We start from the raw sequence: 13144 nt of genomic DNA on the forward strand, positions 1-13144 counted from the left end.
ATGGACATGCGCGTCAAACAGAAGATGAAGCTGGTGATGGTGGGCAACGGCATGGCCGGCGTGCGGGCGCTGGAGGAGCTGCTCAAGATCGCCCCCGATCTCTACGACATCACCGTCTTCGGGGCCGAACCCCACCCCAACTACAACCGCATCCTGCTCTCGCCGGTGCTGGCCGGGGAGCAGACGCTGGAGCAGATCGTGCTCAACGACTGGGCCTGGTACCGCGAGCACGGCATCACCCTGCACGCCGGCAGCACGGTCACAGCGGTCGACCGGGTCCGGCGCGTGGTGAAGGCCACCGCCGCCGACGGCACCGCCATCGAGGCCGGCTACGACCGACTGATCCTGGCCACCGGCTCCAACCCCTTCATGCTGCCGGTGCCGGGGCGCGAGCTGCAGGGCGTGCTGGCCTACCGCGACATCGCCGACACCCAGGCCATGATCGACGCCGCCACCCGCCACCGGCATGCGGTGGTCATCGGCGGCGGCCTGCTCGGCCTGGAGGCCGCCAACGGCCTCATGAAGCGCGGCATGGACGTGAGCGTGGTGCATGTGGCGCCGTGGCTGATGGAGCGCCAGCTTGACGAGGTGGCCGGCCGCATGCTGCAGCAGTCGCTCCAGGCGCGCGGCATGAAGTTCCTGATCGGCGCACAGACCGAGGCCTTGCTGGACGACGGCACCGGCCGGGTGGGCGCGGTGCGCTTCAAGGACGGCACCGAGCTGCCGGCCGAGCTGGTGGTCATGGCGGTGGGCATCCGCCCCAACACCGCGCTGGCCCAGCAGGCCGGCCTGCATGTGGAGCGCGGCATCGTGGTGAGCGACACGCTGCAGACCACCACCGACCCGCGCATCTATGCCGTGGGCGAATGCGCCGCCCACCGGGGCGTGGCCTACGGTCTGGTGGCGCCGCTGTTCGAGCAGGCCAAGGTGCTGGCCACCCACCTGGCCGAATTCGGCATCGGGCGCTACAGCGGCTCGCTCACCTCGACCAAGCTCAAGGTGACCGGCATCGACCTGTTCTCGGCCGGCGACTTCATGGGCGGCGACGGCACCGAAACCATCGTCATGAGCGACCCGGCCGGCGGCGTCTACAAGAAGCTGGTGCTGCGCGGCGAGAAGCTGGTGGGCGCCTGCCTGTACGGCGACACGGTGGACGGCAGCTGGTACTTCAAGCTGCTGCGCGAGGGGCGCAGCGTGGGCGACATCCGCGACAAGCTGATGTTCGGCGAATCGAACATCGGCGACGTGGGCCACCAGGGCCACAACAAGGCCGCCGCCATGGCGGACGCCGACGAGGTCTGCGGCTGCAACGGCGTGACCAAGGGCGCCATCTGCAAGGCCATCAAGGACAAGGGCCTGTTCACCCTGGAAGACGTGCGCAAGCACACCAAGGCCAGCGCCAGCTGCGGCTCCTGCACCGGCCTGGTGGAGCAGATCCTCATGTCCACGGCCGGTGGCGACTACTCGGCCACGCCGCGCCTCAAGCCGGTGTGCGGCTGCACCACCCACGGCCACCAGGCGGTGCGCGACGCCATCCGCGACCAGCACCTGGTGCGCATGGCCGACGTGTTCGCCACCCTGGGCTGGCGCACGCCGGATGGCTGCGCCACCTGCCGCCCGGCCATCAACTACTACCTCATCAGCACCTGGCCCAAGGAAGCGCGCGACGACCCGCAGAGCCGCTTCATCAACGAGCGCATGCACGCCAACATCCAGAAGGACGGCACCTACAGCGTGATCCCGCGCATGTGGGGCGGCGAGACCACCGCGGCCGAGCTGCGCCGCATCGCCGACGTGGTGGACAAGTACAACATTCCCACGGTCAAGGTCACCGGCGGCCAGCGCATCGACCTGCTGGGTGTGAAGAAGGAAGACCTGCAGGCGGTCTGGCGCGACATCGGCATGCCCAGCGGCCACGCCTATGCCAAGGCCCTGCGCACGGTCAAGACCTGCGTGGGCAGCGAGTGGTGCCGCATGGGCACCCAGGACAGCACCCAGATGGGCAAGGACCTGGAGCGCGCCATGTGGCGCATGTATGCGCCACACAAGGTGAAGTTCGCGGTCAGCGGCTGCCCGCGCAACTGCGCCGAGGCCGGCATCAAGGACGTGGGCATCATCGGCGTGGACAGCGGCTGGGAGATGGTGATCGCCGGCAACGGCGGCATCAAGACCGAGGTGGCCCAGTTCTTCACCAAGCTGCAGACCGCCGAGGAGGTGCTGGAGTACACCGGCGCCTTCATGCAGCTCTACCGGCTGGAAGGCTGGTACCTGGAACGCACGGTGCACTACGTCAACCGCGTCGGCATGGACCATGTGAAGCGCCGCATCCTGGACGACCCCGCCGGCCGCAAGGCCCTGTGGGCCCAGCTGCAGGCCGCCCTCGAGGGCGAGCCCGACCCCTGGTTCGAGCACGAGAAGGCGGCGGTGGACACGCGCCAGTTCATCCCCATCCAGCCCCTGGCGACCGAGAGGAGCGACGCATGAGCCACACGTCCGACCCCACCCGCCGCTGGATCCCGGTGGCCCGGATCGACGACATCCCGGTGGCCGGTTCGCGCTGCGTGCAGCGCCCCCAGGGTCTGGACGTGGCCGTGTTCCGCACCACCGACGACCAGGTGTTCGCCCTGCTCGACCGCTGTCCGCACAAGGGCGGCCCGCTGAGCCAGGGCATCGTGTTCGGGCACCGGGTGGCCTGCCCGCTGCACAACTGGACCATCGGGCTGGACAACGGCTGCGCGCAGGAACCCGACGAAGGCTGCACCACCCCGTTTGCGGTGTCGCTGCAGGACGGCGTGGTGCATCTGGATGCCGACGAGCTGGCCAACCGGGCACTCACCGAGACCCGTCCCCTGGCCGGCCCGGCCCGGCGCAGCCCCTGCACACCATGACCGAAGCGCCGGCCGGCCCTGCCCGATCCACCCGGTCCACCTGTCCCTACTGTGGCGTGGGCTGCGGGGTGATCATCCACAGCGAGGGCGAGCGCATCACCGGCGTGAGTGGCGACCCGGACCACCCGGCCAACGCCGGCCGCCTGTGCTCCAAGGGCCAGACGCTGCACCTCACCGCCGACCCGGTGGTGATGCGCCAGACCCGGCTGCTGCAGCCCCTGCACCGGGCCCGGCGCGGCGGGCCGACCCAGGCCATTGCGTGGGACGCCGCGCTGGACATGGCGGCCGACCGCATCAGCAGCATCGTGCAGCAGCACGGCGCCGACGCGCTGGGCTTCTACGTGAGCGGCCAGCTGCTGACCGAGGACTACTACGTCTTCAACAAGCTGGTCAAAGGCCTGCTGGGCAGCAACCACATCGACACCAACTCCCGCCTGTGCATGAGCAGCGCGGTGGCGGGCTACAAGCTCACCCTGGGCGCCGATGCCCCGCCCGCCTGCTACGACGACGTGCAGCACGCCGGCTGCCTGTTCGTGGCCGGCAGCAACGCGGCCTATGCCCACCCGGTGCTGTTCCGCCGCATCGAGGACGCGCGCCGGCAGCAGCCACCGATGAAGATGGTGGTGGTCGACCCGCGCCGCACCGACACCGCCACCCAGGCCGACCTGCACCTGGCCATCCGCCCCGGCACCGACGTGATGCTGTTCCACGGTCTGCTGCACCAGATGCTGGCCCGGGGCTGGGTGGATGAGGCCTACATCCGCGCCCACACCAGCGGCTTCGAGGCCTTGCAGGAACTGGTGGGCGGCTGCACGCCCGAGCGGGTGGGCCAGGTCTGCGGCGTGAACGCCGACGACCTGCTGACGGCCGCCCGCTGGTTCGCCTGGGGCGGTGCCGAGTCGCCCACACCGCAGCGCGCCGCCACCCTGAGCCTGTACTGCCAGGGCCTCAACCAGAGCCAGAGCGGCACCGCCAAGAACGCCAGCCTGATCAACCTGCACCTGGCCACCGGCCAGATCGGGCGGCCTGGCGCCGGGCCGTTCAGCCTGACCGGCCAGCCCAATGCCATGGGCGGGCGCGAGGTGGGCGGCCTGGCCAACCTGCTCTCGGCCCACCGCGACCTGGCCAACCCGCAGCACCGCGCCGAGGTGGCCGCGCTGTGGGGCCTGCCCGACGTGCCCGCGCGCCCCGGCCGCACGGCGGTGGAGATGTTCCAGGCCGCCGCCGACGGCGAGGTCAAGGCGCTGTGGATAGCCTGCACCAACCCGGCCCAGTCCATGCCCGACCAGACCACCGTGCGCCGTGCACTGGAGCGGGCCGAGTTCGTGGTGGTGCAGGAAGCCTTTGCCACCGCCGCCACCGCCGACTTCGCCGACCTGCTGCTGCCGGCCACCACCTGGGGCGAGAAGGACGGCACGGTCACCAACAGCGAGCGCCGCATCACCCGGGTGCGCCCGGCCGTGCCGGCGCCCGGGCAGGCTCGGCACGACTGGCAGATCGGCGTCGATCTGGCGCAGCGCCTCGAAGCCCGGCTGCGCCCCGGCCAGCCCACGCTCTTCCCCTATGACCGACCCGAGGCCGTGTGGAACGAACACCGCGAGAGCACGCGCGGCCGGGACCTGGACATCACCGGCCTGAGCTACGCCGCGCTGGAGCAGGCGCCACAGCAGTGGCCCCTGCCCGAGGGCCAGACCACGGGCCGGGCACGCCTGTACGGCGATGGCGTGTTCCCCACCACCGATGGTCGCGCGCGCTTTGCTGCCCTGCCTTACCGGCCGGTGGCCGAGGAGCGCGTCTCCGAGTTCCCGTTCTCGCTCACCACCGGGCGGCTGCGCGACCACTGGCACGGCATGACGCGCACCGGCACCCTGGGCCGGCTGTTCGGCCATGTGCCCGAGCCCTGCATCGACCTGCACCCGGACGACCTTCAGGCCCTGGGTCTGCCGCCCGGGGCCCTGGTGCAGGTGCGCAGCAAGCGCGGCCAGGTGGTGGTGCCGGTGCGGCCGGACGACGGCGTGGCCCTCGGCCAGGCCTTCATGGCCATGCACTGGGGCAGCGAATACCTCAGCGGGCGCGGGGTGGACGGCCGGCCGCTGGCCGGGGTGAATGCGCTCACCACCTCGGCCCACTGTCCGCAGTCGAAACAGCCCGAGCTCAAGCACGCGGCAGTGCGCATCGAGCCGGCGCGCCTGGGCTGGTCGCTGCTGGCCGCTGCCTGGCTGCCGGCCGAGAGCGCCCTCACCGCGCGCGAAACCCTGCGCCGGCTGCTGCCCGAGCTGGCCTTTGCCAGCTGCGTGCCTTTCGGCCATGCGCGCACCGGCGTGCTGCTGCGCGCTGCCGACACCGCCGCGCCCGAGCCGGAGCTGCTGGACCGCATCACCGCGCTGCTGCGCCTGGATGCACCGCAGACCCTGGTGTATGCCGACGCCGCACGCGGTCACTGGCGCCGGGTGCTGCCGCACACCAGCGGCGACCAGCGCCTGCTGCAGGGCTTCCTGCTGGCCGGCGACACCCGGGCCGAGGCCTGGCTGCTGCCCTTGCTGCTGCAGCAGGACCCGCTGCAGGCCGATGCCCGCCTGCTGCTGACCCCCGGCGCCCAGGCTCCCCAGCCGCAGTGCGCCCGCAGCGCGCAGGTGTGCAGCTGCTTCGCGGTGGACGCCGCCGCCATCGACGCCGCCCTGCAGCAGCAGCCCGCCGATCAGGGGGAAGACGCCCGGCTGCAGGCGCTGCAGGCGGGCCTGCGCTGCGGCACCGGCTGCGGCTCCTGCGTGCCCGAACTGCGCCGGCGCATCCGGGCCATCGCCCCAAGTGGCCTTATTACGGCAAGTCATCAAGCCTGAACCACAATCCGGTCCATGGCTGAATCCAGCGGCATCGCCGCCTACATCAAGGAGATCGGGCGCGGCAAGGACGGCGCCCGGGCCCTGTCGCGCGAACAGGCCACCGACCTCATGGGCCGCGTGCTGGACGGCCGCGTGTCCGATCTGGAGCTGGGCGCCTTCTGCCTGGCCATGCGCATCAAGGGCGAGACGCCGACCGAGATGGCCGGTTTCCTGGACGCCACCCACCAGCGCCTGCAGCGCGTGCCCGACGCCGGCCACCCCACCGTGGTGCTGCCGAGCTACAACGGTGCGCGCAAGCTGCCGGTGCTCACACCGCTGCTGGCCTTGCTGCTGGCACGCCGGGGCGCGGCCGTGGTGGTGCACGGCACCGCCACCGAAGACCGCCGCGTCACCAGCGAAGCCGTGCTCGCCGCACTCGGGCATCCGGCCCGCACGGCGGTGGACGCGGTGATGCCGGGCGAGGTGGCCTTCCTGCCCACCGGGCTCTTGCTGCCCGGCCTGCAGCGCCTGCTGGATGTGCGCCGCGTGGTCGGCCTGCGCAACCCGGGCCACAGCCTGGTCAAGCTCATGAACCCCTGCCAGGGGCCGGCCGTGGTGGTGGGCAGCTACACCCACCCCGAATACGCCGTCAGCATGGCCGACACCTTTGCACTCACCGGCACCCGTGCCCTGCTGCTGCGCGGCACCGAAGGCGAGCCGGTGGCCGACGCCCGCCGCACGCCCCGCATGGAGGCCTTTGTGGACGGCGTGCGCACCGAAGTGCAGCCCGCGCAGGACGGCCCGCTGGCCCGCCTGCCCGAGTTGCCGGCCGAGATCGACGCCGACAGCACGGCGCGCTGGATCGCCTCGGTGCTCGACCACCGCCTGGCGGTGCCCGAACCCATTGCCCTGCAGGTGGAACACATCTTGCACCTGCTGGCCCATGAACCCGCAACCCCGTGAACCCGGCATGAACCCGCCCACCGACTTCCGTCCCGGCACCGTCACCCTGGTGGGCGCCGGCCCCGGCGACCCCGAGCTGCTCACCCTCAAGGCGGTGCGGGCCATCGGCTCGGCCACCGTGCTGCTGGTGGACGACCTGGTGGGCGACGGCGTGCTGGCCCATGCCAGCCCCACGGCGCGCATCGTGCACGTGGGCAAGCGCGGCGGCTGCAAGAGCACGCCGCAGGCCTTCATCGGCAAGCTCATGGTCATGGCGGCCCGCGAGGGCGAGGTGGTGGTGCGCCTGAAGGGCGGCGACCCGTTCATCTTCGGCCGTGGCGGTGAAGAGGTGGAACACCTGCAGGAACACGGCATCGAGGTGCAGGTGGTCAACGGCATCACCGCCGGCCTGGGGGGCATGACCTCGCTGGGCGTGCCGCTGACCCACCGCGACCATGCCCACGGCGTGGTGTTCGTCACCGGCCATGCCAAACCCGGCGACGAAGGCACCGACTGGCAGACCCTGGCCGCCACCGCCCGCACCGCGAAGCTCACTCTCGTGATCTACATGGGCGTGAGCGGTGCCGCGCAGATCCAGGCCGACCTGCTGACCGGCCTGCCCCCCTCCACGCCGCTGGCCATCATCCAGAACGCCACCCTGCCCGAACAGCGCCAGGCCATCACCACCCTGGGCGACCTGTGCGCCTGCCTGCAGCGCGAAGGCCTGGGCAGCCCGGCGGTGATCGTGGTGGGCGACGTGCTGCAGGGCCTGCTGTCGCTGGCATCCAGCCCGTCGCACACCGAAGCGGCGCGCCACACCGCCTGAGCGACGCAAGCAGCATGGCCCGCTGCTTGCTAGCAGAGCGGACATGAACCTGTCCGACCTGCCCCCCTCTCCGACACCCCCGACCCAGGCAGCCACACCGGCATCACCGGCGACATCGGCCACGCCGCCATCGACCGCACCCGCGCACGCCGCCGGCCTGTCGCTGGTGAACCTGGCCGCACGGCAGCGCATGCTGTCGCAGCGCATGATCCTGCAGACCATGCTGGCCGCCCAGGGCGATGCCGAGCGGCTGCAGGCGGCCCGCCGCAGCCTGCAGGTCTTCACCGAAAGCCAGGTGCACCTGGAGGCCACGCCCCGCCGCATGGAGCCGGCCGCGGCACGGCGCATCGCCAGCACCTACCAGGGTTCGCAGGGCGTGGGGCCGACCATCCATGCCTTCATCGACCGGGTGCGCACCACGCTGGACCGCATCGGCGAGGGCAATGGCCGCCTGGCCGGGCGTTCGCTGGCCGAACTGGTGCAGCTCACCGATCCGGTGCTCGATGCCCTCAACACCGCCACCACCGCCTTCGACGAGGTGGGGCGTGCCCAGTCGGAAGCCCTCATGCGCGAGCTCAGCGGCATCGTGACCGACATCCAGGGCATCGCCCGCGAAGCCCGCGTGGTGAGCTTCAATGCCCAGGTGGTGGCGGCCCGGGCCGGCGCCCACGGCCGCGAGTTCGCGGTGGTGGCCAACGTGCTGACCGACATCACCAGCGAGATCGACCGCCTCACCCGCGACGCCGCCGTGCTGGCCGACCGCAGCCGCCGCAACGCCTGAGGCTCGGGGTGGCGGGCGCCTACACTGCGCGCCATGCAGGAATTCGACGCCATCATCATCGGGGCCGGCGCTGCCGGCCTTTTTTGCGCCGGGGTGGCCGGCCAGCGCGGACGCCGGGTGCTGCTCATCGACCACAGCCCCAAGGTGGCCGAGAAGATCCGCATCTCCGGCGGCGGACGCGCCAACTTCACCAACCGCGACCTGGACCCGCAGGCCCCGCACAAGCACTTCGTCAGCCGCAACCCGCACTTCTGCCGCTCGGCACTCTCACGCTACACGCCGGCCGACTTCATCGATCTGGTGCAGCGCCACGGCGTGCCCTTCCATGAAAAGCACAAGGGCCAGCTGTTCTGCGACCGCTCGGCCGACGACCTGATCCAGCTGCTGCTGCGCGAGTGCGAAGCCGGTGGCGTGACCCGATGGCAGCCCTGCGCGGTGCACGACGTGCGCCTGGATGGCGAGGGCCGTTACGAGGTGGACACCGGCAACGGGACGGTGCGCTCGCCGTCGGTGGTGGTGGCCACCGGCGGGCTGTCGATTCCGCAGATCGGTGCCAGCGATTTCGGCCACCGGCTGGCCACCCGGTTCGGCCTGCGGCTCATCGAGCCCCGCCCCGGGCTGGTGCCGCTCACCTTCGACGGCAACGCCTGGGCGCCCTTTGCCGAGCTGGCCGGCCTGGCCCTGCCGGTGGACATCGAGACCGGCGAGAAAAAACAACGCACCACCTTCCGCGAGGATCTGCTGTTCACCCACCGGGGCCTCTCGGGCCCGGCGGTGCTGCAGATCTCCAGCTACTGGGAGCCCGGCCAGCCGGTGCGGCTGGACCTGGCCCCCGGCACCGACCTGCAGGCCGAGCTGCTGCAGGCCAAGCTGCGGTCGCGCAAGCGGCTGGCCAACGAACTCGCCACCTGGGTGCCGTCGCGCCTGGCCGACACCTGGACCGCCACCGACCCGGACTGGCAGCGCCCGGTCGCGGAAACCCCCGACAAGGCCCTGGCCCGGCTGGCCCAGCGCCTCTCGCGCTGGGAACTCACGCCCACCGGCACCGAGGGCTACCGCAAGGCCGAGGTCACGCTGGGCGGGGTGGACACCCGCGACCTGTCGTCCCAGACCCTGGAATCGCGCCAGAAGGGGCTGTATTTCATCGGCGAGGTGGTGGACGTGACCGGCTGGCTGGGGGGCTACAACTTCCAGTGGGCCTGGGCCAGCGCCCATGCCTGCGCCCAGGCGCTCTGATCGCCCGGACCGGCCCGGATGGTCAACATCCGGCAGATGGCTATAATCGCAGGCTTTGCTGGCAAATTCCCGTCGGCCAATACTAGTTAATGACGGGACACATCGCTGCTACGAAGGCCGGGCCCGATCTTCCCGACCATCCTCTTGCAGCACATTCTGGAAATCACTGCCCAATGACCACCATCCGTGTTAAAGACAACGAGCCGTTCGACGTTGCTCTGCGTCGCTTCAAGCGCACCATCGAAAAGCTCGGCCTGCTGACCGACCTGCGCGCCCGCGAGTTCTACGAAAAGCCCACCGCCGAGCGCAAGCGCAAGAAGGCCGCTGCCGTCAAGCGCCACTACAAGCGCGTGCGCTCCATGCAGCTGCCCAAGAAGCTGTACTGATCGCTTTCTCCCGGACCCCGGTCCCGGACAGAAGCCCGCCCGAGGACGCTCAGGCGGGCTTTTTTGATGTCTGGGGCCCCCGAACCACCGCTCACCCAGGACCCACCATGCCCATCAAGGACCAACTCGCCCAGGACATCAAGGCCGCCATGCTGGCCAAGGACAACCAGCGCCGCGACACCCTGCGACTGCTGCAGGCCGCCATCAAGCAGCGCGAGGTGGACGAACGCATCGAGCTCGACGACGCGGCCGTGATCGCCGTGGTCGACAAGCTGGTCAAGCAGCGCAAGGACTCGATCGCCGCCTTCGAACAGGGCGGCCGCGCCGATCTGGCGGCCCAGGAAGCCGCCGAGATGGCCGTGCTGCAGACCTACCTGCCGCAACGCCTGTCGGCCGACGAGGTGGCGGCCGAGGTGCGCGCCATCGTGGCCGAGCTCGGTGCCGCCGGCCCCGGCGACATGGGCCGTGTGATGGGCGCGGTCAAGACGCGACTCGCCGGCAAGGCCGACATGGGTGCCGTGTCGGCAGCGGTCAAGGCCGCCCTGGCGGGCTGACAACCCCCCAGGGGTAGCGCACCGCACCCCGGCGTATTTTGGTCAGCCCTTGATCCAGGAGGTCTCCATGAAACATGTGCGAAAGGCCGGTTGTGCCCTGCTGACGGCCCTGGCCAGCCTGATGGCCTGGCCGGCGGCAGCCCAGACCCCGCCGTCGCCGGCGCCCATCCGCATCGGGTTGATCGCGCCGCTGACCGGTCCGTCGTCCGACTTTGGCCGGCCGGTGCTCAACGGGGCGCAGATGGCCGCCGACGAGATCAACGCGGCGGGCGGCTACCTGGGTCGCCCCATCGAGCTGGTGGTGCACGACGACAAGGCCCAGCCCGACGCCGGCCGCGCCGCTTCGCAGGCCATGCTGGATTCGGGTGTGCTGGCCGCCATCGGCTTCTGCAACACCGGCGTGGCGCTCAAGTCCATCGAGCTGTTCCAGCAGGCCAAGGTGCCGCTGCTGGTGCCCTGCTCGGCCGGCGCACCGGTCACGCGCCAGTTCCCGGCGCCCGAGAGCTATGTCTTCCGCAACGCCCCCAGCGATGCCCTGCAGGCCCCCTTCGTGGTGAACGACCTGATCCGCCGGGGCTGGACCAAGGTGGCCATCTTTGCCGACAAGACGCCCTACGGCGAATCCGGCCTGAAGGACGTGGAGGCCGCACTGGCCACCCACCAGCTCAAGCCGGTGCACGTGGAGCGCTTCGACCTGGGGGTCAAGGACCTCACCGCCGGCCTGCAGAAAGCCCGCCAGGCCGGTGCCAACGTGATCTTCAGCTACACCGTGGGCCCCGAGAACGCCACCATCGCGCTGGGCCGTCAGGCCATGGGCTGGGACGTTCCGCAGGTGGGCGGCTGGACCTTGTCGTTCCCGTTCTTCATTGCCGGTGGCGGCGCCGCGGCGGAAGGCGCGCTCATGGCGCAGAGCTTCATCGCCGAGCCCAGCAACGAGCGCCGCGCCGCTTTCCTGGCCTCGTATGCGCGCAAGTTCCAGGGACCGCCGCCGGTGCCCATGGCCGCAGCCCAGTCGTACGACGCCATGTACCTGCTGACCTATGCCATCTTTGCGGTGCGCGGCAAGCTCGACGGCCCGGCCGTCAAGCAGGCGCTGGAAAACCTGCCCCGCACCTACTACGGCGTGGTGGCCACCTACGACCGGCCGTTCACGCCGGACGACAAGGAGGCCCTGACCAGCAACATGCTGATCATGGGCCAGGTGCGCAAGGGCAAGGTGACCTTTGCCTACCCGGAAGACGCCAGGCGCAACCTGTTCGTGCAGCGCAAGCGCTGAAGCGGGGATGGGGGCCGGTCAGCTGCCGGCCACCTTCATGCGGTTGACCAGGACCGAGCCCACCGTCTTGGCGCCGTAGTTGTAGGCGTCCGCGCCGATGGCCTCGATGCCCAGCAGCATGTCGCGCAGGTTGCCGGCGATGGTGATCTCCTGCACCGGGTAGGCGATCTCGCCGTTCTCCACCCAGTAGCCGGCGGCGCCGCGAGAGTAGTCGCCGGTGACGTAGTTGACGCCCTGCCCCATGAGCTCGGTGACCAGCAGGCCCCGGCCCATGCGGCGGATGAGGGCATCCAGATCGTCCTCGGGCCGCGTGAGGCGGCTGGTCATCACCAGGTTGTGCGATCCGCCGGCATTGCCCGTGGTGCGCATGCCCAGCTTGCGGGCCGAGTAGGTGGACAGGAAGTAGCCCTTCACACGCCCGGCCGACACCACCTTGCGGGCGCTGGTGCGAACACCCTCGTCGTCGAACGGGGCGCTGCCCTTGCCGTTGACGAGGTGCGGGTCTTCGGCAATGTCGATGTGGCGGGCCAGCGCCTGCTTGCCTAGGCTGTCGGCCAGGAAGGTGGTCTTGCGGTAGAGGGCACCGCCGCTGGTGGCCTGCACATAGGCCCCCAGCAGGCCGGCGGCCATGGGCGACTCGAACAGCACCGGGCATTCGGTGGTGGGGATCTTGCGGGCGCCCAGGCGCGACAAGGCGCGCTGCGCGGCATAACGACCGACCGCCTGCGGGCTGGCCAGGTCCTGCGGGGCGCGCTGGCTGCTGTACCAGAAGTCGCGCTGCATCTTCGCGCCCTTGCCCGCAATCGGCGACACCGACAGGCTGTGGCGCGAGCTGGCGTAGCCGCCGCTGAAGATGCCGGGCCGGCCGCGCTCGCCGCCGCGCATGTGGGCGGTGAAGAAATGCGACTGCTGGGCCGACACGCCCGCGCCTTCGCTGTTGGTGATCTGGCGGCTGGTCGACAGGGCTGCGTCCTCGCATTCCAGGGCGATGCGCACCGCCTCTTCCGAGGTGAGCGCCCAGGGGTGGAACAGGTCCAGATCGGGGTAGCGGTCGGCCACGTCCTGCGGGTCGGGCAGGCCGGCCACCGGGTCTTCGGCGGTGAAGCGGGCGATGTCGTAGGCGGCCTGCACCGTCTGCCGGATGGCGGCCGGCGAGAAGTCGGAGGTGGACGCATTGCCCCTGCGCTGGCCCAGGTAGACCGTGACGCCCAGCGACTTGTCGCGGTTGCGCTCCACGTTCTCCAGCTCGCCCTTGCGCACCGAGACGCTGAGTCCGGCGCCCTCCGACACCTCGGCCGCGGCATCGGCAGCGCCCAGGCTGCGGGCATGAGAGAGGGCCAGATCGACCAGTTCCTCGAACTGGCTGCGGGCGTACTGGAAGCCGGCAAGCGGCTGGGTGTGGGCGGGGTTTTTCATGTCGGCCGCTATGATAC

The 13144-nt window shown here is 70.8% G+C and carries 11 protein-coding genes; 10 read left to right on the top strand and 1 reads right to left on the bottom strand.

Annotated features, from left to right (window positions below):
* The 10 genes from nirB to WD026_RS05935 all read left to right on the top strand — a co-directional run bounded on the left by nirB (position 1) and on the right by WD026_RS05935 (position 11711).
* On the top strand, positions 1-2484 hold the full coding sequence (gene nirB / locus WD026_RS05890; RefSeq protein WP_425722696.1) for a nitrite reductase large subunit NirB: 2484 nt from the start codon (positions 1-3) through the stop codon (positions 2482-2484).
* Complete coding sequence (gene nirD, locus WD026_RS05895; protein ID WP_425722697.1) at positions 2481-2888, top strand: nitrite reductase small subunit NirD; 408 nt, start codon at positions 2481-2483, stop codon at positions 2886-2888. Before nirB ends, nirD begins: the two co-directional genes overlap by 4 nt.
* Complete coding sequence (locus WD026_RS05900) at positions 2885-5728, top strand: molybdopterin-dependent oxidoreductase (RefSeq protein WP_425722698.1); 2844 nt, start codon at positions 2885-2887, stop codon at positions 5726-5728. Before nirD ends, WD026_RS05900 begins: the two co-directional genes overlap by 4 nt.
* Before the next feature lie 15 nt (positions 5729-5743).
* Positions 5744-6673 (top strand): DNA-binding protein YbiB, encoded by a 930-nt coding sequence (gene ybiB, locus WD026_RS05905; RefSeq protein ID WP_425722699.1) that lies wholly within the window; start codon positions 5744-5746, stop codon positions 6671-6673.
* Positions 6654-7478, top strand: a complete 825-nt coding sequence (gene cobA, locus WD026_RS05910; RefSeq protein WP_425722700.1) for a uroporphyrinogen-III C-methyltransferase — start codon at positions 6654-6656, stop codon at positions 7476-7478. The genes ybiB and cobA overlap by 20 nt, the downstream gene beginning before the upstream one ends.
* Positions 7479-7521: 43 nt before the next feature.
* Positions 7522-8259 (top strand): methyl-accepting chemotaxis protein, encoded by a 738-nt coding sequence (locus WD026_RS05915; protein WP_425722701.1) that lies wholly within the window; start codon positions 7522-7524, stop codon positions 8257-8259.
* A gap of 33 nt (positions 8260-8292) precedes the next feature.
* Positions 8293-9495, top strand: a complete 1203-nt coding sequence (locus tag WD026_RS05920) for an NAD(P)/FAD-dependent oxidoreductase (protein WP_425722702.1) — start codon at positions 8293-8295, stop codon at positions 9493-9495.
* 173 nt (positions 9496-9668) lie between these two features.
* A complete protein-coding gene (gene rpsU / locus WD026_RS05925) occupies positions 9669-9881 on the top strand; it encodes a 30S ribosomal protein S21 (RefSeq protein WP_056273869.1) in 213 nt (70 codons plus the stop codon).
* 107 nt (positions 9882-9988) lie between these two features.
* Complete coding sequence (locus WD026_RS05930; protein ID WP_425722703.1) at positions 9989-10435, top strand: GatB/YqeY domain-containing protein; 447 nt, start codon at positions 9989-9991, stop codon at positions 10433-10435.
* 67 nt (positions 10436-10502) lie between these two features.
* A complete protein-coding gene (locus WD026_RS05935) occupies positions 10503-11711 on the top strand; it encodes an ABC transporter substrate-binding protein (RefSeq protein WP_425722704.1) in 1209 nt (402 codons plus the stop codon).
* 18 nt (positions 11712-11729) lie between these two features.
* On the opposite strand, the gene pmbA is transcribed toward WD026_RS05935, so the two are convergent.
* The gene (gene pmbA / locus WD026_RS05940; protein ID WP_425722705.1) at positions 11730-13127 is read right to left on the bottom strand and encodes a metalloprotease PmbA; all 1398 of its coding nucleotides are present in this window, start codon (positions 13125-13127) and stop codon (positions 11730-11732) included.
* Positions 13128-13144 lie beyond the last annotated feature (17 nt).

Origin of the sequence: Hydrogenophaga sp. R2 (assembly GCF_049843595.1) — a bacterium.
Classification (GTDB): domain Bacteria; phylum Pseudomonadota; class Gammaproteobacteria; order Burkholderiales; family Burkholderiaceae_C; genus Hydrogenophaga.

Bases quoted from the DNA above. Each gene is read 5' to 3' on its own strand.
- nirB (WP_425722696.1), top strand. From the start codon at position 1: ATGGACATGCGCGTCAAACAGAAGATGAAGCTGGTGATGGTGGGCAAC.
- nirD (WP_425722697.1), top strand. From the start codon at position 2,481: ATGAGCCACACGTCCGACCCCACCCGCCGCTGGATCCCGGTGGCCCGG.
- WD026_RS05900 (WP_425722698.1), top strand. From the start codon at position 2,885: ATGACCGAAGCGCCGGCCGGCCCTGCCCGATCCACCCGGTCCACCTGT.
- ybiB (WP_425722699.1), top strand. From the start codon at position 5,744: ATGGCTGAATCCAGCGGCATCGCCGCCTACATCAAGGAGATCGGGCGC.
- cobA (WP_425722700.1), top strand. From the start codon at position 6,654: ATGAACCCGCAACCCCGTGAACCCGGCATGAACCCGCCCACCGACTTC.
- WD026_RS05915 (WP_425722701.1), top strand. From the start codon at position 7,522: ATGAACCTGTCCGACCTGCCCCCCTCTCCGACACCCCCGACCCAGGCA.
- WD026_RS05920 (WP_425722702.1), top strand. From the start codon at position 8,293: ATGCAGGAATTCGACGCCATCATCATCGGGGCCGGCGCTGCCGGCCTT.
- rpsU (WP_056273869.1), top strand. From the start codon at position 9,669: ATGACCACCATCCGTGTTAAAGACAACGAGCCGTTCGACGTTGCTCTG.
- WD026_RS05930 (WP_425722703.1), top strand. From the start codon at position 9,989: ATGCCCATCAAGGACCAACTCGCCCAGGACATCAAGGCCGCCATGCTG.
- WD026_RS05935 (WP_425722704.1), top strand. From the start codon at position 10,503: ATGAAACATGTGCGAAAGGCCGGTTGTGCCCTGCTGACGGCCCTGGCC.
- pmbA (WP_425722705.1), bottom strand. From the start codon at position 13,127: ATGAAAAACCCCGCCCACACCCAGCCGCTTGCCGGCTTCCAGTACGCC.